Origin of the sequence: Enterobacter sp. CPE_E890, from assembly GCF_046521475.1 — a bacterium.
GTDB lineage: Bacteria > Pseudomonadota > Gammaproteobacteria > Enterobacterales > Enterobacteriaceae > Enterobacter > Enterobacter adelaidei.
In genome coordinates this window covers 2310768-2332936 of record NZ_JBKFZW010000001.1, presented here as the reverse complement: position 1 = coordinate 2332936, position 22169 = coordinate 2310768, and the positions used below count along the sequence as shown (strand labels likewise).

23 protein-coding genes are annotated in these 22169 nt (G+C 53.6%); 4 read left to right on the top strand and 19 right to left on the bottom strand.

Going from position 1 to position 22169, the window contains the following annotated elements; genetic code table 11:
- Positions 1-18: 18 nt before the first annotated feature.
- On the bottom strand, positions 19-912 hold the full coding sequence (locus ACLHV9_RS11560; protein ID WP_108089982.1) for a LysR family transcriptional regulator: 894 nt from the start codon (positions 910-912) through the stop codon (positions 19-21).
- A 377-nt stretch (positions 913-1289) separates the two neighbouring features.
- On the opposite strand from ACLHV9_RS11560, the gene ACLHV9_RS11555 reads away from it, so the two are divergent.
- From ACLHV9_RS11555 to ACLHV9_RS11545, 3 genes are all read left to right on the top strand, one after another.
- Positions 1290-1850 carry a winged helix-turn-helix transcriptional regulator gene (locus ACLHV9_RS11555; protein WP_407220480.1) on the top strand — a complete coding sequence of 187 codons (561 nt, stop codon included), beginning with the start codon at positions 1290-1292 and terminating at the stop codon, positions 1848-1850.
- Between the two features lie 127 nt (positions 1851-1977).
- Positions 1978-3252 (top strand): beta-ketoacyl-ACP synthase II, encoded by a 1275-nt coding sequence (fabF, locus tag ACLHV9_RS11550; protein WP_108089983.1) that lies wholly within the window; start codon positions 1978-1980, stop codon positions 3250-3252.
- A 322-nt stretch (positions 3253-3574) separates the two neighbouring features.
- Positions 3575-4558, top strand: coding sequence for an MDR family oxidoreductase (locus ACLHV9_RS11545; RefSeq protein WP_407220479.1), 984 nt, complete (start codon positions 3575-3577; stop codon positions 4556-4558).
- Between the two features lie 50 nt (positions 4559-4608).
- Here the strand turns inward: ACLHV9_RS11545 and ACLHV9_RS11540 are convergent, their stop codons facing one another.
- Entirely contained in the window at positions 4609-5265 is a 657-nt protein-coding gene (locus ACLHV9_RS11540; protein ID WP_108089985.1) for a TetR/AcrR family transcriptional regulator, read from the bottom strand.
- A 169-nt stretch (positions 5266-5434) separates the two neighbouring features.
- A complete protein-coding gene (locus tag ACLHV9_RS11535) occupies positions 5435-5917 on the bottom strand; it encodes a glutathione peroxidase (RefSeq protein WP_028017533.1) in 483 nt (160 codons plus the stop codon).
- Between the two features lie 120 nt (positions 5918-6037).
- Between ACLHV9_RS11535 and ACLHV9_RS11530 the strand changes: the two genes are divergently transcribed.
- Positions 6038-7759 carry a SulP family inorganic anion transporter gene (locus tag ACLHV9_RS11530; RefSeq protein ID WP_407220476.1) on the top strand — a complete coding sequence of 574 codons (1722 nt, stop codon included), beginning with the start codon at positions 6038-6040 and terminating at the stop codon, positions 7757-7759.
- Between the two features lie 155 nt (positions 7760-7914).
- On the opposite strand, the gene ACLHV9_RS11525 is transcribed toward ACLHV9_RS11530, so the two are convergent.
- From ACLHV9_RS11525 to paaA, 16 genes are all read right to left on the bottom strand, one after another.
- The gene (locus ACLHV9_RS11525; protein WP_256125007.1) at positions 7915-8463 is read right to left on the bottom strand and encodes a hypothetical protein; all 549 of its coding nucleotides are present in this window, start codon (positions 8461-8463) and stop codon (positions 7915-7917) included.
- Between the two features lie 182 nt (positions 8464-8645).
- Entirely contained in the window at positions 8646-9164 is a 519-nt protein-coding gene (locus tag ACLHV9_RS11520) for a DUF2569 domain-containing protein (RefSeq protein ID WP_028017536.1), read from the bottom strand.
- A gap of 45 nt (positions 9165-9209) precedes the next feature.
- Positions 9210-10622, bottom strand: coding sequence for a hypothetical protein (locus tag ACLHV9_RS11515; RefSeq protein WP_407220475.1), 1413 nt, complete (start codon positions 10620-10622; stop codon positions 9210-9212).
- 135 nt (positions 10623-10757) lie between these two features.
- The gene (gene paaY, locus ACLHV9_RS11510) at positions 10758-11354 is read right to left on the bottom strand and encodes a phenylacetic acid degradation protein PaaY (protein WP_028017538.1); all 597 of its coding nucleotides are present in this window, start codon (positions 11352-11354) and stop codon (positions 10758-10760) included.
- Positions 11355-11363: 9 nt separating this feature from the next.
- Entirely contained in the window at positions 11364-12296 is a 933-nt protein-coding gene (gene paaX / locus ACLHV9_RS11505; RefSeq protein WP_028017539.1) for a phenylacetic acid degradation operon negative regulatory protein PaaX, read from the bottom strand.
- 80 nt (positions 12297-12376) lie between these two features.
- Positions 12377-13693 carry a phenylacetate--CoA ligase PaaK gene (paaK, locus tag ACLHV9_RS11500; protein ID WP_028017540.1) on the bottom strand — a complete coding sequence of 439 codons (1317 nt, stop codon included), beginning with the start codon at positions 13691-13693 and terminating at the stop codon, positions 12377-12379.
- A 26-nt stretch (positions 13694-13719) separates the two neighbouring features.
- Complete coding sequence (gene pcaF, locus ACLHV9_RS11495; RefSeq protein WP_028017541.1) at positions 13720-14925, bottom strand: 3-oxoadipyl-CoA thiolase; 1206 nt, start codon at positions 14923-14925, stop codon at positions 13720-13722.
- Positions 14925-15347 (bottom strand): hydroxyphenylacetyl-CoA thioesterase PaaI, encoded by a 423-nt coding sequence (gene paaI, locus ACLHV9_RS11490; protein WP_028017542.1) that lies wholly within the window; start codon positions 15345-15347, stop codon positions 14925-14927. The genes pcaF and paaI overlap by 1 nt, the downstream gene beginning before the upstream one ends.
- Entirely contained in the window at positions 15337-16761 is a 1425-nt protein-coding gene (gene paaH / locus ACLHV9_RS11485) for a 3-hydroxyacyl-CoA dehydrogenase PaaH (protein WP_407220474.1), read from the bottom strand. The genes paaI and paaH overlap by 11 nt, the downstream gene beginning before the upstream one ends.
- A 1-nt stretch (position 16762) precedes the next feature.
- Positions 16763-17551 (bottom strand): 2-(1,2-epoxy-1,2-dihydrophenyl)acetyl-CoA isomerase PaaG, encoded by a 789-nt coding sequence (gene paaG, locus ACLHV9_RS11480; protein ID WP_128347900.1) that lies wholly within the window; start codon positions 17549-17551, stop codon positions 16763-16765.
- Positions 17551-18318, bottom strand: a complete 768-nt coding sequence (gene paaF / locus ACLHV9_RS11475) for a 2,3-dehydroadipyl-CoA hydratase PaaF (protein ID WP_028017545.1) — start codon at positions 18316-18318, stop codon at positions 17551-17553. The genes paaG and paaF overlap by 1 nt, the downstream gene beginning before the upstream one ends.
- Positions 18315-19385: a 1,2-phenylacetyl-CoA epoxidase subunit PaaE gene (gene paaE, locus ACLHV9_RS11470; RefSeq protein ID WP_407220472.1), complete on the bottom strand. Its 1071-nt coding sequence runs from the start codon at positions 19383-19385 to the stop codon at positions 18315-18317. Before paaE ends, paaF begins: the two co-directional genes overlap by 4 nt.
- A gap of 7 nt (positions 19386-19392) precedes the next feature.
- Positions 19393-19890 carry a 1,2-phenylacetyl-CoA epoxidase subunit PaaD gene (gene paaD / locus ACLHV9_RS11465; protein ID WP_028017547.1) on the bottom strand — a complete coding sequence of 166 codons (498 nt, stop codon included), beginning with the start codon at positions 19888-19890 and terminating at the stop codon, positions 19393-19395.
- 14 nt (positions 19891-19904) lie between these two features.
- A complete protein-coding gene (gene paaC, locus ACLHV9_RS11460; protein WP_108089994.1) occupies positions 19905-20651 on the bottom strand; it encodes a 1,2-phenylacetyl-CoA epoxidase subunit PaaC in 747 nt (248 codons plus the stop codon).
- Positions 20652-20659: 8 nt separating this feature from the next.
- Positions 20660-20947: a 1,2-phenylacetyl-CoA epoxidase subunit PaaB gene (paaB, locus tag ACLHV9_RS11455; RefSeq protein WP_006175064.1), complete on the bottom strand. Its 288-nt coding sequence runs from the start codon at positions 20945-20947 to the stop codon at positions 20660-20662.
- Between the two features lie 11 nt (positions 20948-20958).
- A complete protein-coding gene (paaA, locus tag ACLHV9_RS11450; RefSeq protein WP_028017549.1) occupies positions 20959-21888 on the bottom strand; it encodes a 1,2-phenylacetyl-CoA epoxidase subunit PaaA in 930 nt (309 codons plus the stop codon).
- Positions 21889-22169: the final 281 nt, after the last annotated feature.

Below are 22169 nucleotides of genomic sequence, written 5' to 3'. Positions count from 1 at the left end.
ATCAAACCTTTAAATCAATCATAATGAATGGGATTCAAAAGAGTTGTAAATATTATTTATTAACGTATACGCGATACTGCTGGTAGATATATTTGAGGGCCAAATCGCATAGACTTTTAGTGGTTCCAGTGACCAGTCAGGGAGAACCAACTGCATGTCTTCCCGCTTAATATCCTCTTTGCTGAGATAGCAAGGAGGAGCAGCGATTCCAACCTGATGTTTTGCAAGAGTATAGGCAGCTTCGACATTATCAACGTAAACCGTTGGCGTATACTTAATTACAGCTATCTCGCCATTTTTGTGCCTGAATTCTCGACTGCTCTGCAGCATGCTCAGACCAATCCAGGGCATTTTTTCTAAGTCATCAGGATGGTTGACAGGCGGGTAATTGCTCAGAAATTGCTTTGACGCAACAACGTGTCGGGGCAATACAAAAAGATGCCGTGCTTTGAGTGCGCTGTCCGGTAGTTCGCCAATTCGAAATGCAACATCAATACTATCGGCAATGATATCTTTGCGCGTGTCGCAATAAGAAATATTCAGGCAAACGCCCGGGTATTCCTTTATAAAACCTGCAAGATGGCGTGTGAATACACTATTTATAAAAACTGCAGGGATAGAAAGATTCAACTTATTGCTTGTTGAAATAGAACGCTGTTTAAACTCGATAAATCCCTTTTCATAGAGTTCTAACATAGCGTTAGCGGTTTCGAGCAAACTTGCTCCATCATGTGTCAGGGATAATTTGCGTGTATTTCTGTATAGCAAAGCACTTCCCAGATTTTTCTCCAGCTTAGAAAGATGTGTGCTTGCTGTCGCGGTAGTAAGCCCTAAAGCGTCTGCGCCACCTGAAATCGATCCAGCTTGTACAATTTTTGCAAAAACTATCAGGTAACGGATATCATCGATCATTTATATTCCTGAGTTCACTCATTAACTCAAAGCGTGAGAGATCTTCTATCAACCATAAAGCTATCATGTTTTTATTCACCGCCAAAGGTCATTTCTTTTTTATCGAAGGTTCTCGAGTGTATTTCAGGCAACTTCCGTTTCTGGTAAATCAATGATAACCAGTATGCCAGAGCTGCCTGGTTCTACAGAATGAGGAACGCCAGATTTCGCTACATAAAGTTGACCAGACGTACCAGAGATTTTTTTCCTTTCACACTCAGCTCCAGACGTCCATCAATGACCAGTGCAGCATTCAGATTGATTCTTAAGTAACTTGCATTTTGATAGTTACTATGCCAATTTGCTTGCGAAAGCCACCTATTCATCCAGGTCAGCCCATGAAAAATGAACTGCTTTGCCACGCTCCCTGCCCCATCGCCCGTAGTCTTGGCCGTATTGGTGACAGCTGGAGCATCATGATCCTGCGCGACGCCGCTTCGGGTTTTACCCGCTTTGACGAGTTCCAGAAAAGCAGTAACGTCGCGCCCAATATTCTTTCGCGCCGTCTTAAGTCGCTGGTAGATGACGGATTGCTGGAGAAGATTTGCTACAGCAGTTCACCACCGCGCTACGAATATCACCTCACACAAAGCGGACGCGATTTTCGCATGGTTCTGCTGGCGATGGCGGAATGGGGAAGCCGCCACTTTTCACCCGAAGGCCGTCAGATGCAATTGGTGGAAAGTGAAACCCAGCGTTCTGTGGAGCCGATCCTGGTCGATAAAGCAACCGGTGAGGAGATTGTTACGGGCAAATACACCATGGTACCGGGACCCGCAGCCTCACCGATGATGAAATACCGCCACGAATATCTGCTGCGCAAACGCGAAGGCGATAGCGCGCAAAAATTCCAACCCGAACATTACAGAGATGCCAGCCATGAATCCGACCTGAATTAGCGGGAGGAACGAAGCAAGGTATTTCCCGAAGTAATTGACCTCATCATGATCGGTTTTTTGATTGTCGCGCTGCTGGTTTCATTGCTGAAAAAGTCGCCGGCACATTACTCATACAGGAGAGTTGTTTATGGGCGTTTCAGCTAAACGCATTGTTGTAACCGGGATGGGGATTGTCAGCCCCCTGGGCTGCGGTGTACAACACGTCTGGCAGTCGCTGCTGGCAGGAAAGTCAGGTATTACAAAGCTTAGCGAGAAGTTGGTCGACGATATTCCCTGCAAAGTCGCTGGACAGGTTCCGTCCATTGAGAACGACCCGTTGCACGGCTTCGATCCGCTGGCAACCATTCCGGCCAAAGAACGTAAAAAGATGGATCGCTTTATCGAATTTGCGCTGGTTGCCGCGCGTGAAGCGCTGACGCAGGCCGGGTGGTCGCCTGCATCAACGACAGAACAAGATCGTACTGCAACGGTCATCGCTACTGGGATCGGCGGGTTCAGCGAGATCGCCAATGCGGTACATACGACGGATGAGCGCGGGCCGCGTCGCCTGTCTCCGTTCACCATCCCCTCTTTTCTTGCCAATCTCGCCGCCGGACATGTGTCAATTGCCCATGGTTTTCGTGGTCCCATCGGCGCGCCGGTCACCGCCTGTGCGGCAGGTGCGCAGGCCATTGGCGATGCTGCACGAATGATCCGCAGCGGCGAGGCCGATATCGCCCTCTGTGGCGGTTCAGAAGCGGCGATTCATCGCGTTAGCCTTGCCGGGTTTGCCGCAGCAAGAGCACTCTCCACCGCATCCAATGACCAGCCGGAAGCGGCCTCTCGCCCCTTTGACCGCGACCGCGATGGTTTTGTGATGGGAGAAGGTGCCGGGCTTATCGTGATTGAGTCGCTGGAGCATGCACTGGCGCGTGGTGCCACGCCGCTGGCAGAGTTGGTAGGCTACGGCACCAGCGCAGATGCGTATCACCTGACAGCGGGTCCGGAAGACGGTAACGGCGCACGTCGTGCCATGGAAATGGCCATTCGTCAGGCGGGTGTCTCAGTAGAAGAGATTGACCATATCAATGCCCACGCCACTTCGACTCAGGTAGGAGACAAAGGTGAACTGGCAGCGATTAAAAGCCTGTTTGGCACGCATCCCGTTGCTATTACGTCCACAAAATCAGCAACCGGTCATCTGTTAGGTGCAGCCGGCGGAATTGAGGCCATCTTCACTATTCAGGCGTTGCGTGACCAGATAGTGCCGCCGACGCTGAACCTGTCTCACCCCGATGAAGACGCGGAAGGCCTGAACCTGGTTGCGCTGTCGGCTCGTCCTCAGAAGATGAACTACGCGCTGTCGAACGGTTTTGGCTTTGGTGGCGTCAACGCTAGCCTGCTGTTGAAACGCTGGGAGTAAGGATTCAGTTCCCCCCCCGCTGGCAAAGGCCGGCGGGTTTGACCCGATAACCGCCCCGCTGATTATCCCCAACGCTATTTGAACAGAGTCTGACGTGTGTTTTATTTCCCGGTTCACGTCTGAAACAAGCAAAAATAATCTGCATTCAGCCCCTCATTTTGATTCGAATCAAAAGCTCACCCGATAATGCGATGAATTAACAAACAATTCTTGAATATTGCTAAAACGCTGGGATAGTAGCACTGATTATTAGACGATCGGTCAATATTGAAATTATACTGCTGTTTACGGGTAGCCATACAACCAAACATACGAGGTAAAAATGTTTAACTCACTATTAATCAACAAGAAAGAAGACCATTACTCTGCGCAATTTGTTGAGACAGCTGAAAGCGATCTGCCTGACGGGGATGTCACTGTCAACATTGACTACTCTTCCATCAATTACAAAGATGCCCTGGCTATCACCGGGCGAGGTCCTATCGTTCGTCAGTTCCCTATGGTGCCGGGCATCGATTTTGCTGGCACTGTGTCCGCCAGTTCGCATCCGGAATATCAGGTCGGTGATCAGGTTCTTCTCACCGGCTGGGGTGTAGGGGAAAAACACTGGGGCGGGTTGTCCGAAAAGGCACGGGTAAAAGGCGACTGGCTGACGCCGCTTCCGGCTGGCGCAAACAGTAAACACGTCATGGCCATCGGAACTGCAGGCTTTACCGCGATGCTGTGTGTTGACGCCCTGCTGAACCACGGTGTTAAGCCTGAAGATGGGTCGGTACTTGTTACCGGAGCCAGCGGAGGCGTCGGAAGTATTGCGGCCATGATCCTGGCGTCAATGGGCTTTCAGGTCACCGCGTCTACCGGTCGCCCGGAAGAATCCGAATGGCTTTATAAAACGGTCGGGGTCAATGAGATTATTAATCGCACCGAGCTTTCCAGCCCAGGCAAACCGTTGCAGAAAGAACGCTGGGCTGCCGCGATTGATACGGTCGGCAGTCACACGCTCTGTAATGCCTGCGCCGGAGTTCGCTATGGCAGTATTGTTGCGGCCTGCGGCATGGCCCAGGGTATGGATATGATGGGTAATGTGGCCCCGTTTATTCTGCGTGGCGTTACGCTGAAAGGAATTGACAGTGTCATGTTCCCGAAAGAGAAAAGAGCGGCGATCTGGCAGCAGGCAATTACGTATTTACCAGAATCCAGACTGGATAGCCTGACCAGCGTATATCCGCTCAGTGAGGCCATCTCGGTGGCCGAAGCACTTCTTAGCGGCGGAGTTCGTGGCCGGGCAGTGATTAAATGTAGCTAAAGCGACAGGATTATCGTTCTCTTAAGGGGCTGCTATCAGCCCCTCTCTTTTTACTGTTCAGGTGCCACATCCTGCGAGGGCTGATAGCGTACAGACGTTTTGAAGTAGCTCCAGAAGTCGTACACAGGTTGGGTGGAACAATAAAGTTTGGCACGCATTACAGCCCCCTCCCAACCACTCCAGAAAATAGCGGCCAGTTGTTTGTCATTCATATCAGAGCATATTTCACCGGAAGATAATGCATCGGACAAACAGGTCGCCACAAGCGCTTGCCAGCTTTCAAGAATATCCTGTAGCTGTTTAATAAAGGAGGGTGGAAGCCCCGGACTTTCCTGCATCATATTTCCAACCAGGCAGCCCCGGGTGAAATTGTACTTTTTAATCCCGTCGCAGGCATCGTGAATAAAATTTTCCAGACGTAACATGGGTGCGCAGGATGGCGCATGCAGATGTTTTTTTAGTTTGTGCTCGAAGAAACTGTCGTAAGCACTCAGAACGGTCTGGGCGTATTCCTCTTTGCTCTTGAAGTAATAATAAAATGAGCCTTTTGGAACACTGGCATTTTTGACAATGGCATCGACTCCCGTCGAAAGAAAACCATTCTGCGTCAGGAGTTCAAGTCCGCTGCGGATCAGATCATTACGGGTATCTGCATAGGTGCTTTCTGTTTTTCGTGGTCTTCCCCGCCCGCGCGTTTCGCCGATCATGACGCATCTCCTGCATGTTTAAACGGCAAAGAATAAGTGATTTTACGCGACGGCTTCAATCAGTTTATCCCTTGCGGTATTGTATACGCCCCCTTGTCAACGGGCGGTCATACTACCTGCCGTTTGCCGAAAGTACGCCAGAAGCAAATATCTCGAATAACGGGAACACTCAGATCTTGAGGGCGGCGAGGATGGAGGCTTCCATTTTCTCCGGCGTCGTGAACGGTGCAAAACGCTTAAGCGGTGTGCCGTCGCGACCTATCAGGAACTTCGTGAAATTCCACTTGATCCGTCCACCCAGCACCCCGGGCAATTCATTTTTCAGGTAACGAAACACCGGGTGCGCGGCATTGCCGTTGACCTCTACTTTCTCGAACATCGGGAAGCTCACACCGTAGTTGATATAACAGGTCTGCTCGATTTCATCAGCACCGCCGGGTTCCTGCTTACCAAACTGGTTACAGGGGAAACCCAGCACCACAAACCCATGGCCAGCATACTTCTTGTAGAGCGCCTCAAGGCCAGAGTATTGTGGCGTGAATCCACACTGACTGGCAGTGTTCACCACCAAAACCAGTTTGCCAGCATAGTCAGCCATTGAGATAACCTGGCCGCGCAGACTGGTAGCAGAAAATTGATAAAAGGTGGTCATATCGAGCTCCTGAGAGTAACAACTGTCAATGCCGGCAAAGCCTGGAACCATTTTAAAACAAAAATTTTATTTAGAAGCGTGCCATCATTACGTAGGTAAGATCAATATCCGGAGAAAAACGTGTTCGGAAAATTTTTATTAAACTACATGCCAGGGTTACAAAATTTATTAGCCTACGATAAAAGCTGGTTAAAACATGATGTTAAAGCCGGGTTATCCGTTGCGGCTGTAGCACTGCCCGTTGCTATTGCTTATGCTGAGTTGGCGGGTGTTGGGGCTATCGTAGGTCTGTATTCATGCGTTTTACCAATGATAGCCTATGCGCTGTTTGGCTCTTCACGTCAGCTTATTGTTGGCCCCGACGCAACGACCTGCGCGGTGATTGCCGCCGTCGTGTTTCCTCTTTCTGCCGGAAATCCCGAACTGCACTGGCAACTGACGATCGTCATGACATTGATGATGGGCGGATGGTGTCTGCTTGCCAGTAAATTTCGCCTGGGTGCCCTTGCCGATCTGCTTTCTCACCCTATTCTGACTGGCCTGCTTAATGGCGTAGCCGTGACGATTATTGTCGGGCAATTAGGCAAGGTTTTCGGGATCAAGCTTGATGAAGCGCAGGTTATTGAGAAAATTATTGCCTTACCGGGCCGAATTTCAGAGAGCCATTTATTAACCTTAGGAATATCCATTTTAACGTTAGCGATTTTAATGGCGATCAAAACGTTTCGCAGCCACTGGCCCGCACCGTTGATTGCCATCGTGATTACGACGTTTCTGGTATGGGGGACATCTGCGCAACAGTATGGTATTGCCACTATTGGGGGGGAAGGCTTCCAGCCCGGTTTACCGGTCGTTAACTGGGTGGCGTTCCAGCCGGGCCCGATGCGTGATTTAGTGATCCCGGCGCTGAACCTGGCTTTGGTTAGTTTTGTCAGTCTGATGCTGACCGCCCGCAGTTTTGCCGCGAAAAATGGCTATGAAATTAATGCTGATGCAGAGTTCAGAGCGCTGGGTATTGCGAATATCATGTCGGGGTTATCTCAGGGGTTTGCTATTAGTGGGGCCGATTCCCGGACCGCGGTTAATGATTCCACTGGAGGAAAAAGTCAGCTGGTATCCATTGTCGCAGCCTTAATCATTGGAGTCGTATTACTCTTTTTCACCCAACCCTTACAATTTATTCCGGTCTCTGCCTTAGGCATTGTTCTAATGTATGCGTCGTGGTCATTAATTGATTTGCGTGGGCTATGGAACCTGAGACGAAGAAATAAACAGGCATTTCGCCTGGCCTTTTTCACGTTTGGTTGTGTTTTAATTATCGGCGTTATTCAGGGGATCGGCCTTGCGGTGCTGCTTGGCCTGTTACAGTTCCTGCGTACCGTCTTTCGCCCCTCTGAGCATTTACTGGGAACAGACGAAAATGGCATGATCCACTCACTAGGGAATACCACCGATATCAAAATGGTTCCGGGCGTGCTGATGTATCGATTTAACTCACCGTTGACCTATTTTAATGTGGCTTATTTTAAACGCCGCGTGTTGAACTTAGTTGAAGGCGCAGCAGAACAGCCTAAATGGGTGGTCATTGATGCCGTTGCCTGCTTCACCTATTCAGATATCAGTGTCCTGGCAACCATTAATGAGCTAAAGCGTGACCTGAAGGGTCGGCAGATTAAGCTCATCCTGGCGGGCAGGAAAACGGAATTAACACGCTGGTTCAAAGAAAGTCGACCAACTATCAATGATGATGAAATGATTCTGGCGCCAGACCTCTATCTGGCACTCCGTTTCATTCAAAGCAAAGAGACTGCGAGTGAGGGTGAAACCGGTAGTGTTATATAACCCCAAACGGGTTGAAGGCGAATATTACCAGAATTTTCAAAGGGCTGCTGTCGCAGCCCTGCGATAAAGCGGAGAGAAGGATGTTACTATATGTCGCACAATCAACAGGTGGTACATCACTTCATTCTATAATGTCGTCACACCAGGTGAAGGATTCATCTAAAGCTCCACTGTGCTGTAATGACAAATACGGATGGAATTATAATACCCACATCCATCCCAAAATAAGACGTAAAATTGTATTGAAATCCATGGTATATGTAGGGAGAAAAGCCGATTCCTGTTACTTTTTTGAAATCATGGTATGACCCATGGTCACCACAATCACTGAAAGCATCAAAGAAAAACTCACCGACGTATCCATATATCCCTTTAAAAACCCAACCGTTATCCCACCCTGCCCAGTCTCTTCTGACGCCGGCAGCCAGACATCTGTTATCAAAGCTGTTTTTCATTGTGCCTAGCACAAAGCTATATTTCGAATCATCCGAGAACTTCCTCTCCACGGATATAAAGTTATTCTCAAAATTCTCAGTATATTGTCCGTGATTGTTTGTAAGATGATAGACGTATGAACCCGTGTTTATTGAGTACAGGTTTATTTCATCTGCAGAACAATGCAATGCAACCAGATAAAAACTACCGCACCTCAACCATGCGCGGTATCTTTTCCAAACTGTCTGTTCATGTGGACTATTATCCATAATCACTCACTTTGGCTAACGCGCTGAAATTGCGACGTTTTATCTTCGGCTTATCGCTGTACAAATTTTAGCATACTTTCGGATATGTGGGAGACACCCAATATTGGTTGGGTTGCTGAGATGACCTCCCAACAACGCCAAAAAATATTGCTTCCCTATCGTGTACTGGCGGCCAGCCTCGTCTACCAAATGAACGTCTTTTTAACCCGAACGGAGGTACGGAAGTACGGGATCCAGATACAAGCGTATATCACATGCATAATAATAGGCATTATCTGAGCCATATTCAGGGAGATCTGCGGAAAAATGTAAGAAGTGGCGACCCTGTCAATTAGCATCAGAGCGATACCCGAAACAAGCAAAGCACAATAAGCCAGAGGTAACTCTTTCTTTTTCCGCAAAAACAGAGAAACAATATAGATGATAAAGAGCAGGAAAACTAAGTTAATCCCACTAGCAACAAAGAGATAGGTCGTCTGGGAGAGCGGAAGACGACCTACCGTTTCCATCCCGGCACTTAACGTTACTGCCATAGAGTTAAAGTAGGCGTAAGCGATAAACAGCATATTGATAAATGGCAGATATAACAAACCACCTATTTTGCGATATCGTTTTTCTTCGCACTCAGAACAATATTCAAGATGCTGTGGGATCTCTTTATCACATTTAATGCACGTCCACTGAAACGCTGAATTGGTCATTTTATGTCCTTATTTCATAATAGCTCGGTAAGGCCTGGTTATTGATTATCGCGTCACACTCACATTTTCCAGCGTCACCAACCTTTCAGGCTTATCGCCCAGTTGCTGAGCAACAGGGACGAAGATATTGAGATCCTGCAGCCAGGCTAATTTGCTCCTGTTATCCGGTTGCCCCTCATTACTTTCGTGACACTCAACTAACAAATATTTCCCACTAAACTCAGGTGCGATACGCTGCGCATCCCCTTCCCCCGTCACTTCACAGCGCATCGCTGACGATGTGACTTTCTTATCCGCATCAATATTTTCCAATTTAGCCTGATATTTTTGACCCTGTACTAACGGGAAATGCAGATCCGTCTGCAATGTGTTGAGCAACATGGCACCGCTACTGATGGACATGGCGAATTTCAGTTGCAACAGATTAGCCAGCGTTAAACGTTGAACCGTCCAGATGCCATAATCTTCCAGCTTACGTATATAACCATCCGATTGCGCATCCAACTGGACTTTAATCTTACCGAGCGCGCTGACTTCGGTGTAACGAACCTGTTTAAAACGCGGCATCGCCCAGGATTTGATCAATGCCTGCACCTGGCGATCAATAGCAGCAGAAAGGGGGTATTTACTCAGCCATTGCGGATTATTATTGCTCAGATCGGGCATTGAGGGCCCCATCAACGTGGATGCTGACTTGTTCACCGCGGGTACAAAGCGCCCTTCAGCGGTGAAGGTTTTGCCTGCAGGTAGCTGGCAGAGTTGCTCAAAGTGTTGTGCCTTTTGAGCGTCAATCTTGAAGCTACTTTTGCGGCGAACAATATCAGCCGTGATGAGTGAGTCCGTTACGTGACCCTGGCCATCGAAGTTCATTGCAGCGACAGCGTCGCCCTGATGGGTTTTGCAATTATAGAAATAGTGCTCAATCTTTAATTCAAGCGGCGCGTCATAAGGCGGTTCCCAGATGATATCGGCAAAATCATATCCCATGCGTACCGTTAAAATGTCGCCAACGCGATGAATGCTGTTAACATCGACAAGATCGGTAATGCCCGTTGCAGACGTGGCTGATAATCTTTCCCACAGAGGTTCTTTTACCGGTAGCTGGCAGATCTTACGGATATCCTCTGCCGTCATCAGCTTATCATCCTGTGCTGGCGCATACCGCATGTAGCTGTCGCCGTAAAAACGGACTTTGGTTAACCCTTCATCATCCAGTAAATCCTTGTACAGACGCTCGGACTTACCCTGCTTACAATCCACTGAACGCCATTGTTGCGCTGTTTTGCCGTTATTGAAGTTTAACGACACCATATAACTCACACGATCGTGGATGCGGGTAACAGACAAGGGGTTAATGCCACCGCCGATAAGTTCAGGCTTTTCAGCGGCCTGAGCAAAAGAAAACGGCAACAGAGAAAGTAAAAACAGAGGGCGAATAAGAGGCCGTGCGTAATGCATACATGTTCCTTCATATATAACCAGAGAAAAAGATTATCGGCACCAGGGATTAAATAATTAGCCTCATTTAATTGCAACTGTACAGATAACCGCAGCATGGGTCGGTTCCATCCGCCCCTGCTTCATTATCTCACCTCACACCGCCGACTTCGGCCTTAAATTCTCATCAAACGTCAGCCTTTTCCGCCCAGGCTCCACTTCACGCAGCGGTTCTACCTGGTGCATGGTCAGCTTGCAGCGCTCCACCAGCACCTGATATTCCCTTGTACCCTGTTTTTTCCACGCCAGTTCCTGCTCGCTCAACTCGCGAATCGCTTTGGCCGGGCTGCCAATAATCAAATGCCCTGCGGGCATTTCCGCTTTCGCCTTCACAAATGCCGCCGCGCCGACGATGCTGTTTTCACCAATCACCGCGCCGTCCATCACCACAGCGTTCATTCCCACCAGTGCGTTACGGCGGATAACACAGCCATGCAGAATCGCGCTGTGGCCGATATGTCCGTCCTCTTCCACCACCGTGTCCTGTTCAGGGAAACCATGCATCACGCAGTTATCCTGAATGTTCGCGCCATCTTTCACCACAATACGGCCAAAATCTCCGCGCAGGCTGGCGTTCGGGCCGACATAAACACCTTTCCCCAGGATCACATCACCAATGAGTACCGCCGTCGGGTGAACATAGCTCTCGTCAGGTACGACCGGCGTCAGACCATCAATTTGATAAACAGGCATCCTCACTCCTTATGTGCTCGTAAGACCACCAAAGCGTTGATAGTAGAGCGTGCCGGGCACGGGCAGTTCACCGACGGAGGTTTCGCCTTTCTCACTGACAAACGCCAGCGCCCCTGGTGCCACACGCTGATAAATATTGATGCAGAGCTGCCGGGCGCTTTGCCCGGCCCAGTGCGCAGGCAGTAGCTCTTCCGGCAGCAATGGGTCTTTCAGCACCACACGACGATAAAAATGGATAAGCAACAGCTGGATCTGGAAACAACGCTCTGGCGTCAGCTCCTCTGGTGTCGCCTCTTTCAGCAGCGGCAGCAGCGGTCGGAACGAGCTAATAAACGTTTCGTACATCGTGTTTTGTTCGGTCAGTTGCCAGCACTCTTCCACCCGCGAACGCAGCGCAGCGCGGGATAAAGCCAGCGGCGAGTGAGCTTCAAAGAAGATGACGTTTTCCGCCACGCCAGCATCATGAAGCAGGGACTGCACATCCGCCAGATGCTGCGATGGCGAGGCCATCAGGCTCGGCGCCAGCGTGCCAAACCCCTGCCAGATCAGCTGTTTTTTGACGTCAGCAAGCGTGGTTTTGTCCAGGCCTTCAGAGAGCAGCAATAACCATTTTCCGTCCCAGGCGGGCAACTCCGCGCGATAGATCTTATTCTCCGCGCGGCGGGTTAAGCGTAGCCCTTTGTCGCTCAGGCGATAAAAGCTGCGGCGTCCAATGCGCGAGACGTCAAGCCAGCCCTCTTTGTTAAGGCGGAATAACGCAGTTCGCACGAACCGTTCGCCGAACCCCATACCCTCCAGTAATGCCGCCAGGCTTCCGAGCCAAATCTCGCCCCCGCGATGGGAAAGCGCGTCACCGTATAATGAAGAGATAAGGGATGTCCCGCTGACCGGAACGGAGCTGACTGCGTGCTGGATGAAGGCGTCGAGTTTCATGTGATTCATTCTGTTGTAATTTTTGTCCCGGATGAATCATAGCATAGTTCTGCATTCCCTCTCTCCGGAGGAGAGAGGGAAGAAGAAACTCAGCCGTTGGCCGCGACTTTACGCAAATCAAACACCCGGCAGGCTTTCCCCTCTGAGCGCGGGATACTGCCGCAGTTAACGATCATCACGTCGGTTGAAATCCCGACCATGGATTTAATGCGGTGGCGCAACTGGTGGCACACCTGGCAACGCTGTTCGTGCGTCAGCGTCAGGCTGCTCTCTTTCAGCTCCACCTTCACGGAAAGTGAATCAAGATGTCCGCGACGGTTCACCTCCAGCTGGTAATGCGGCGAGAGATGTTCGAACTTCACAATTTCCTCTTCCAGCTGCGACGGGAAGACGTTGACGCCACGGATGATCAGCATATCGTCACTGCGACCGCTGATCCGGTCCATACGACGCATACTGCGCGCGGTTGCTGGCAGCAGGCGTGTCAGGTCACGGGTACGGTAGCGGATCACCGGCAGCGCCTCTTTCGTCAGCGTGGTAAACAGCAGTTCACCCTGCTCGCCGTCATTAAGCGGCGTGCCGTCGTTCGGGTTGACGATCTCCGGATAGAAATGATCTTCCCAGATGGTCGGACCATCGGCGGTTTCGATACACTCCATCGCCACGCCGGGGCCCATCACTTCAGAGAGACCATAAATATCCAGCGCCGTGATCCCTAGCCGTTTTTCAATCTCACGGCGCATGGCCTGCGTCCACGGCTCGGCGCCGAACACGCCCACACGAAGAGAACAGGTACTGGCATCGCCGCCCATCTGGCGTTCCAGTTCTTCAATCAGGTTAAGGCAGTAGGATGGCGTCACCATGATCATATCTGGCTGGAAATCCCGGATAAGCTGCGCCTGCTTCTCCGTCTGACCACCCGACATCGGGATCACCGTTGCGCCTAAACGTTCCGCACCGTAATGCGCGCCCAGACCACCGGTAAACAACCCGTAACCATAGGCTACGTGAATTTTGTCTTTTGCACTGCCGCCCGCGGCGCGCAGGGAGCGAGCCACCAGATTGGCCCAGGTGTCGATATCATTTTGGGTATAACCCACCACCGTTGGCTTGCCGGTAGTGCCTGAGGAGGCGTGAATACGCACTACCTGCTCCATCGGTACGGCAAAGGTATCGAACGGATAGTTATCCCGCAGGTCCTGCTTGGTCGTGCACGGGAATTTACGGATATCCGCCAGCTCTTTGAAATCGTCAGGGTGAACGCCCGCTGCGTCAAACTTGCGTTTGTACATCGGTACGTTGTTATAGGCATGGTGCAGCGTCCATTTCAGACGCTCGGTCTGAAGGGCCTGTAATTCGTCAAGGGATGCTGTTTCGATCGGGTCAAGCTTTGTTGTATTTGTCATTGTAGGGTACTCACATTGTTATTCGCTCAAACACGCTCAAGGATCATGGCAATGCCCTGACCCACACCGATGCACATCGTACACAGCGCATAGCGCCCGTTGCGTCGATGCAATTCATTGCTTGCGGCCAGCGCCAGTCTGGCACCGCTCATCCCCAGCGGGTGGCCTAACGCAATAGCGCCCCCGTTCGGGTTAACGTGAGCGGCATCATCGGGTAACCCTAACTGACGCAGCACGCCCAGCGCCTGCGAAGCAAAAGCTTCGTTAAGCTCGATGACGTCCATATCGTTGATACTGAGTCCGGCTCGCTCCAGCACTTTGCGGGTGGCAGGTACCGGGCCTAAGCCCATCAGACGCGGTTCCACGCCTGCCGTCGCCATCGCCACAATACGCGTACGCGGGACTAATCCCTGCGTGAGCGCCATCTGTTCACTGGCGACGATCAGCGCCGCTGCGCCGTCGTTCACGCCAGAGGCATTCCCCGCCGTAACCACCCCATTTTTACGAAACGGTGTTTTCAGTCCGGCAAGCTGTTCAAGTGTCGTATCCGCCCGTGGATGTTCATCCACGCTACATTCCGTTACCGCGCCTTTTTTACCCGGCACCAGCACCGGCACAATCTCCTGCGCCAGAATACCGTTCTGCTGCGCCCTGGCGGTTCTCTGCTGGCTGCGTAGCGCAAAAGCGTCCTGATCGGCACGGCTGATATTTAACAATTCAGCTACATTCTCTGCCGTTTCCGGCATACTGTCAGTTCCGAAGTGCTGATGCATGAGCGGATTCACAAAACGCCAGCCGATGGTGGTATCAAAGATCTCTGCCTGACGCTGAAACGCGGCGGTGGCTTTCCCCATCACAAACGGCGCGCGGGACATGGACTCCACGCCGCCCGCCAGCAACAGATCGCCATCGCCTGCTTTAATAGCGCGGGCTGCAAAGCCAATCGCGTCCAGCCCCGAACCGCACAGGCGGTTAATGGTGGTGCCGGAAACCGTCTGCGGTAATCCTGCCAGCAGGGACGACATGCGCGCCACGTTGCGGTTGTCTTCCCCCGCCTGGTTGGCGCAGCCGAGGATCACATCATCAATCCGCTCCAGATCAAGCTGCGGATAACGCGCCAGCAGCGCACGCAGCGGAACGGCCCCCAGATCGTCAGCGCGAACTGCGGAAAGTGCGCCGCCGTAACGCCCCACGGGGGTTCGTACGCCATCACAAATAAATGCATCACGCATCAGGCTTCTCCTGTCACACTGCCGCCAATGCGGTGCGATTTTCCGCGAAAAAGGGCGACGGTTTTCTGTTGTTGATTCTGAATTTCAATGTCATACACGCCGGTGAGTTTGCCCTGATGCTTTACCCGCGCGATGGCGGTCAGCGTATCCCCGGCAAAGCCCGGACGCAGAAAATCAATCGAGCAACCGGAGGCGACCGCCGCCAGCCCCTGGCTGTTGCAGGCGTAGGCAAAGGCGGTGTCCGCCAGCGAGAAAAGCTGTCCACCGTGACAGGTTTTATGGCCGTTAAGCATCTGTGGGGTGATGGTCATCGTCACCACCGCATAACCTTCGTCCATTTCAATGATGTCGATTCCCAGCGCCTGCGCGCAGGCGTCCTTTTCGTACATCGTGCGGGCGTTATGCCAGGCGTTAGGACTCATAGCTACTCTCCAGAAGCGCACGCTGGCGCAGCAGTGAACAGGGACGATAACGTTCTTCACCATAATGACGTTGCAGGTTCTCCAGCAGCGTCAGCAGACGTTGCCAGCCCAGACGCTCCCCCCAGGCAATCGGACCGCTCGGGTAGTTCACGCCGAGGCGCATGGCGGTATCAATATCCTTCTCGCTTGCCACCCCTTTTTGCAGGGCATCCAGCGCTTCGTTGGCAATCATCGCCAGCGTGCGCCAGACCAGCATGCCCGGATAATCGGCAATTTGTACGACCTGTTTGCCCTGCTGTTGCAGGTACCAGATGGCTTTCAACGTCGCGGTCTGCGGGTTGCTGGCTGCCGCCGCAATCACCGCCACATCGCGCTCAATACGGTCAACCATCACCACCGGACAGTTAAGGCGCAATGCCAGCGCCTGAGCGGTTTCACCCTGCGTTTCCATCAGGTACACATCGTCAATTTCAGTGACGCCGTCACTTTTCTTTTCGATGCGCATCGGACGATAACTGTCATCCACGGGCTCAACCCACTGCACGTCGGGTTTATCCCCTTGCCAGTCGTAAACGCCCTTTCCGCTTTTTTTACCGAGTCGCCCCGCCAGCACCAGCTCCTGCTGGACCAGCGAAGGCAGAAAACGGCGTTCCTGCCAGAAGGCGTTAAACACCGAACAGGTCACGGCAAAGTTAACGTCCTGACCAATCAAGTCTGTGAGTTCCAGTGGCCCCATCGGGAAACCGCCGCCTTCGCGCAGTGCGGCGTCAATCACTTCCGGCGCGGCCACATGTTCTTCCAGTGCGCGCCAGGCTTCAGAGTAGAACGGACGTGCAACGCGGTTCACGATGAACCCCGGCGTTGACTGGCAGCGAACGGGTTGTTTCCCCCAGTTGAGCGCCAGCTCGCACAGCGCATCGGCCACTTCCGGAGAGGTCGCCAGCCCGCTGACCACTTCCACCAGCTTCATTACCGGTGCCGGGTTAAAGAAATGCAGTCCCGCCACGCGCTCCGGGTGGTGCACGTCGGCCGCAATCGCGGTAACTGAAATAGACGAGGTGTTACTGGTCAGCACCGTCTGTGCCGGGCAGATCGCGGCCAGCTGTGCAAACAGCGCCTTTTTCACCTCCAGACGCTCAGAAGCCGCTTCAATCACCAGATCTGCCGCCGAGAGTGCCTCGATATCGGTCACTGGCAGCAGTCTGGCCAGGATTTGGCTACCGGCATCTGCGGAGAGTTTTCCCCGCGTCACCCGGGAAGCCAGACGCTGGCGAATGCCGTCAATGGCGCGCGAGATCGCATCTGCGGAGATGTCGTATATCAGGACGTGGTGACCATGGCTGGCCGCGACTTCGGCAATTCCGGCACCCATCGTGCCGCTGCCAATCACGGCGACAGTGCGTATGTTCAACATCTTATTTCCCCGTAAAGTTCGGCGCGCGCTTTGCCAGGAAGGCGCTGACGCCCTCGCGGTAGTCGTCGCTGCGCCCGGCCAGGCGTTGATAGTCGCGCTCGAGATCGAGTTGCGCATCGAGGGTGTTGGTTTCCGCCGCGTTGATGGCCTGCTTGATCAGCCCCAGACCAAACGTCGGCTGTGAGGCAAAATGCAGCGCCATCTGCTGTGCCGTGGCGGAAAGCTGCTCGTCGTCCACCACCTGCCAGATCATCCCCCAGGCCTGCGCTTGTTCGGCGCTGAGTTTGTCCCCCAGTAGCGCCAGCCCCATGGCGCGAGCGCGTCCGGCAACGCGCGGCAGCAGCCAGGTGCCGCCGCAGTCCGGGACTAACCCAAGCTTGCTGAAGGCCATCACAAAGTTGGCGGAACGCGCCGCAATGACCATGTCGCATCCGAGCGCCAGCGTAGCCCCGGCACCGGCCGCCACGCCGTTGACCGCGCAGATGACCGGCTTCGGCAGTTTTGCCAGGCGGCGCACCAGCGGGTTGTAAAACGTCTCCACAGACATGCCCAGATCCGGCGCCGGGCCGTTGGGGTCAACATTGCGGTCATTCAGATCCTGACCGGCACAGAAACCGCGTCCTGCCCCTGTGATCAGCAGACAGCGGATGGTGTCATCACGCTCGGCCTGTTTCAGGCACTCCGAAAGCTGCTGATGCATCACGTCGTTAAAGCTGTTCAGACGCTCCGGGCGATTCAGCGTAATGGTCATTACGCCTTGCTCTACGTTACTCAGGATAAATTCCACAATTAGCGTCCTTTAAAGTCGGGGGTGCGTTTCTGTAAGAAGGCATTGATTCCTTCCCGGCGGTCTTCGGTCGCGGAAAGCAGCGTAAAAAGCTGACGTTCCTGTGCCAATCCTGCCTGCAATGGCACTTCCTGAGACTGGCGCAGCGCCTGTTTCGCGGCCTGCAATGCCAGCGGCGAATGACGCGCCATCAATGCCGCCTGCTTCAGGGCATACTCCAGCGTCAGGGAGACCGGGAACACATCGCTGACCAGCCCAGCACTCAGCGCCTGTTGCGCGGAGAGACTTTCCCCGGTCAGCACCATTTTGCTGGCGAGGGATTTACCCACGCTGCGAATGAGGCGCTGCGTGCCGCCCGCGCCAGGCATAATCCCGAGGGTGATTTCCGGCAGACCGAAACGCGCGTTATCCCCGGCGATCACCACGTCGCAGAGCAGTGCCAGTTCACATCCAGCCCCCAGCGCGAAGCCGTTCACGGCGGCAATCAGCGGTTTGTTAAATGCGTCTATCCGCTTCCACAGCTGCGGACGGATATCGTTCAACGTGGCCGGCAAGTCTTTATCTGCCATTTCGTTGAGATCCGCCCCGGCCGCGAAGCAACGCTCGTTGCCATAAATAACGCAGGCAGAAATGCCGCTATCACAGGCCGCCGCCTCAAGCTGTTCCGCAATCTGCGTCAGCAGCGAATTGTTGAGGGCGTTGCGTGCCGCCGGACGGTTCAGCGTCAGCTGCAACACGCGGCCATGGCGGGTGACAATCAGTTCGCTCATGCCATCCCCTTCGCGTCGAAATCGACGATCACGTCAGCGGTTAACGGCAGCGACTGACAGCTCAGCACATACCCGGCGGCCAGTTCGTCCGGCTCCAGGCTATAGTTGGTCACCATGTCCACTTTGCCGCGCAGCACTTTACATTTACAGGTGGCGCACACGCCGCCTTTACAGGCATACGGCAGATCCGCCCCCTGGCGCAGTGCGGCATCAAGAATACTTTCATCGTCCGCCGTCAGGGTGATTTCACGGTCACGGCCGTCCTGACGAACGGTGACTTTCTGCCCCTCCGCCTGCACGCTAACCGTGCGTTTAGCCGCTGAACCTGGCGTATTAAAACGTTCCAGATGGATGGCTTTTTCCGGCATCCCCAGCGCTTTTAATGTGCTTTCGGCCTCATCCATCATCGCCGACGGACCGCAGATAAACGCTTCGTCGTACTGGCGGAAGTTGATCAGCGTTTTCGCCAGTGCCTGCAGTTTTTCCCCGTCAATACGACCATGGAGAAGATCGCTGTCCAGACGCTCCTGGCTGAAGATGGAGATCAGCTGCAGCCGCTGCGGGTATTTGTCTTTCAGGTCCGCCAGCGCCTGGCGGAACATCATGCTCTGGCTGCTGCGGTTGCCGTAAATCAGGGTGAAATGACTGTTCGGTTCGGTGGCAAGCGTTGCGGATAAAATCGCCAGCATCGGGGTGATCCCGGAGCCTGCGGCAATCGCCAGATAGTGTCCTTCACGTTCCGCCTGCGGCTGGTAGCCAAACTGGCCCTGAGGAACCATCACCTCCAGCGCCATACCCTGTTTAATCTGATCCCGGGCATAGCGGGAGAATCGTCCGCCCTCGATGGCTTTGACCGCCACGCTGATCTCACCCGGTGCGCTACTCCGGCAAATGGAGTAACAGCGGCGCAGTTCATCCCCGCCCAGTTTCGTTTTCAGGGTCAGGTGCTGCCCCGGACGAAAGCGGTACGCGTCCTGTAATTCCTGCGGCACCGCGAAGGTGATCGTTACCGCATCACGGGTTTCGGGTTCCACTTTTGCCACTGTTAATGAATGAAACGTTGTCATGGCAGCCTCAAATACATTTGAAATAATCGAAAGGCTCACGGCAGGTGTTGCAGCGATAGAGCGCTTTGCAGGCCGTTGAACCAAATTCACTGATAAGCGAGGTATCGGTGCTCGCACAGCGCGGACACGTCACCTCAGCGGGCGCATGGGCATGGCAGCTGTGGCCGACCGGCGGGCTGATGCCATATTCACGCAGACGCTCGCGGGCATCGGCGGTCATCCAGTCGGTGGTCCAGGCGGGTTCAAGCTGGAGCACAATATGAACCGGCGTAAACCCGTGTGCGGTCATCGTTTCGCGGATAGCACCCAGCAGGTGTTCCGTCGCCGGGCAACCTGAGTAGGTCGGCGTGAAGCCAATGACCCAGCCTTCACCTTGCGGTGCGACGCTTCGCACCATGCCCAGATCGGTGATGGTTAACACGGGCACTTCCGGGTCCGGGATCTGGCTTAACAGCGACCAGATCTGCGGGATCTCCGCAGGTGCAATCTCAGCAAAACGCTGCATCATGACCTCCGCTATTACCACTGTTGACCCGGATACGCGCGCTGGAGATATTGCATTTCCGCCAGCATCGGGCCCAGATGTTCGGTATGTAGCCCTTTCTTGCCTCCGGTGCGATACGCCACTTCGTCGGGTACCTTCAGGTTGGCTTCTGCCAGGCCGGCAAACACTTCGCTTTCCCACGGCTGGCGCAAGGTGCGCGGGTCAACCGCCACGCCGGAGGCAATCAGCTCCAGCTCGACGTCATCGGCTTCGAACAGTTCGGCCGTAAAGCGCCACAAAGTGTCGATGGCCTGCTGCATTTTTTGCGCGGAGGTTTCGGTGCCATCACCCAGGCGCACCAGCCAGCCACGGCTAAAGCGCAGATGGTAGCGCGCCTCTTTAATGGCTTTTGCGGCAATGGCGGCAAGCTGACTGTCGCTGCTGTGTGCAAGGCGTTCATATAGCGCCACATTCCAGGCATCCATCAGGTACTGACGGGCAATCGTGTCGGCGAAGTTACCGTTCGGCTGCTCCACCAGCAGTAAATTGCGGAACTGACGCTCGTCACGCCCAAATGCCAGCGTGTCTTCATCGCCCTGGCCTTCCAGCTCCGCGGCATAGGTCAGGAAATTGCGCGCCTGCCCCAGCAGGTCGAGACCGATATTGGCCAGCGCGAGGTCGATCTCCAGCTCCGGTGCGTGACCGCACCAGGCGCCGAGACGCTGCGAAAGCACCAGACCGTTGTCGCCCAGACGCAGGGCATATGCAGTGACTGTTTTCATCCCCAACCTCACATGTGCTCGATGCCATCAGGGATGGTGTAAAACGTCGGGTGGCGGTAGACCTTGCTTTCCGCCGGGTCGAAGAACTCGCCGCTCTCTTCCGGCTGGGAAGCGATAATCTCGCTCGCCTTGACCACCCAGATGGAGCACCCTTCGCTGCGGCGGGTATAAGCATCACGCGCATTTTCCAGCGCCATGCGATCGTCAGCGGCATGCAGACTTCCCACGTGACGGTGGGACAAACCTTGTTTGCTGCGTACGAACACTTCGTACAGCGGCCAGTAGACATTGCTCATCGTGATTCCTCTCAAGCCACTTTGCGGGCATGTTGTTTTTCTGCGTGCGCCAGTGCAGCTTCACGCACCCACGCCCCCTCTTCCCAGGCCTTGCGTTTGGCGGCCAGGCGTTCGTGGTTACAGATGCCACGCCCGTTAATCACCTCTTCAAATTCCTGCCAGTCGATCTCGCCGAAACGGTAATGACCGCTCTCGTCGTCAAAACGCAGGTCGGGATCGGGCACCGTCATGCCGAGCATCTCCACCTGGGGAATGGTGTTGTCGACAAAACGCTGGCGGAGTTCGTCATTGCCGAAGCGTTTGATTTTCCAGGCCAGGCTGCGGGCGCTGTTCGGCGAGTTGTCATCGTTCGGCCCAAACATCATCAGTGCCGGCCACCAGAAACGATTGATGGCGTCCTGCAGCATCTGGCGCTGGGCCTCGCTCCCCTGCGCCAGCGCCATGCAGGCTTCAAAGCCCTGACGCTGGTGGAAGCTCTCTTCTTTACAGATTTTCACCATTGCGCGGGCATACGGCCCATAAGAGGTCCGGCACAGCGCCACCTGGTTAACGATGGCTGCGCCGTCCACCAGCCAGCCGATCACGCCGATATCGGCCCAGCTCAGGGTTGGGTAGTTGAAGATGGAGGAGTATTTCATCTTGCCGTCGAGCATCTTCTGGTAGATGTCTTCCCGCGCGCAGCCCAGCGTTTCTGCCGCGCTATACAGGTACAAACCGTGTCCGGCTTCGTCCTGCACTTTCGCCAGCAGGATCGCTTTACGACGCAACGTCGGTGCGCGGGTGATCCAGTTACCTTCGGGCAGCATGCCGACAATTTCGGAGTGCGCGTGCTGGCCAATCTGGCGGATCAGCGTCTTGCGGTAGGCCTCAGGCATCCAGTCCTGGGGCTCTATCGCCGTCTCCTGCGCTATGCGCTGCTCAAACCGTTGTTCTTGCGTCACGTCATCACCTTTATGATTCGTTAGTTTGCAATCTAAAGCGAAATGTTGAATCACTTTGTTTTTTAAAAGTTACACAAAGGTTAAATATAACCCCAAGAATTGTTTCCTGGTTTTGTGATGCCGCTCGCAAGGCTTTTACAGCACACCCTAACATCCGGGTGTTTGCGCACTGCACTTCATCAGTGCCGGATCACAATGTTAACAAATCATTAAAACTCAGCTTGATTTTTATGATTCACGATCAAACTATTAATGGTGAATTTTCGTAACATTTGGAGATA

Bases quoted from the DNA above. Each gene is read 5' to 3' on its own strand.
- ACLHV9_RS11560 (WP_108089982.1), bottom strand. From the start codon at position 912: ATGATCGATGATATCCGTTACCTGATAGTTTTTGCAAAAATTGTACAA.
- ACLHV9_RS11555 (WP_407220480.1), top strand. From the start codon at position 1,290: ATGAAAAATGAACTGCTTTGCCACGCTCCCTGCCCCATCGCCCGTAGT.
- fabF (WP_108089983.1), top strand. From the start codon at position 1,978: ATGGGCGTTTCAGCTAAACGCATTGTTGTAACCGGGATGGGGATTGTC.
- ACLHV9_RS11545 (WP_407220479.1), top strand. From the start codon at position 3,575: ATGTTTAACTCACTATTAATCAACAAGAAAGAAGACCATTACTCTGCG.
- ACLHV9_RS11540 (WP_108089985.1), bottom strand. From the start codon at position 5,265: ATGATCGGCGAAACGCGCGGGCGGGGAAGACCACGAAAAACAGAAAGC.
- ACLHV9_RS11535 (WP_028017533.1), bottom strand. From the start codon at position 5,917: ATGACCACCTTTTATCAATTTTCTGCTACCAGTCTGCGCGGCCAGGTT.
- ACLHV9_RS11525 (WP_256125007.1), bottom strand. From the start codon at position 8,463: ATGGATAATAGTCCACATGAACAGACAGTTTGGAAAAGATACCGCGCA.
- ACLHV9_RS11520 (WP_028017536.1), bottom strand. From the start codon at position 9,164: ATGACCAATTCAGCGTTTCAGTGGACGTGCATTAAATGTGATAAAGAG.
- ACLHV9_RS11515 (WP_407220475.1), bottom strand. From the start codon at position 10,622: ATGCATTACGCACGGCCTCTTATTCGCCCTCTGTTTTTACTTTCTCTG.
- paaY (WP_028017538.1), bottom strand. From the start codon at position 11,354: ATGCCTGTTTATCAAATTGATGGTCTGACGCCGGTCGTACCTGACGAG.
- paaX (WP_028017539.1), bottom strand. From the start codon at position 12,296: ATGAATCACATGAAACTCGACGCCTTCATCCAGCACGCAGTCAGCTCC.
- paaK (WP_028017540.1), bottom strand. From the start codon at position 13,693: ATGACAAATACAACAAAGCTTGACCCGATCGAAACAGCATCCCTTGAC.
- pcaF (WP_028017541.1), bottom strand. From the start codon at position 14,925: ATGCGTGATGCATTTATTTGTGATGGCGTACGAACCCCCGTGGGGCGT.
- paaI (WP_028017542.1), bottom strand. From the start codon at position 15,347: ATGAGTCCTAACGCCTGGCATAACGCCCGCACGATGTACGAAAAGGAC.
- paaH (WP_407220474.1), bottom strand. From the start codon at position 16,761: ATGTTGAACATACGCACTGTCGCCGTGATTGGCAGCGGCACGATGGGT.
- paaF (WP_028017545.1), bottom strand. From the start codon at position 18,318: ATGAGCGAACTGATTGTCACCCGCCATGGCCGCGTGTTGCAGCTGACG.
- paaE (WP_407220472.1), bottom strand. From the start codon at position 19,385: ATGACAACGTTTCATTCATTAACAGTGGCAAAAGTGGAACCCGAAACC.
- paaD (WP_028017547.1), bottom strand. From the start codon at position 19,890: ATGCAGCGTTTTGCTGAGATTGCACCTGCGGAGATCCCGCAGATCTGG.
- paaC (WP_108089994.1), bottom strand. From the start codon at position 20,651: ATGAAAACAGTCACTGCATATGCCCTGCGTCTGGGCGACAACGGTCTG.
- paaB (WP_006175064.1), bottom strand. From the start codon at position 20,947: ATGAGCAATGTCTACTGGCCGCTGTACGAAGTGTTCGTACGCAGCAAA.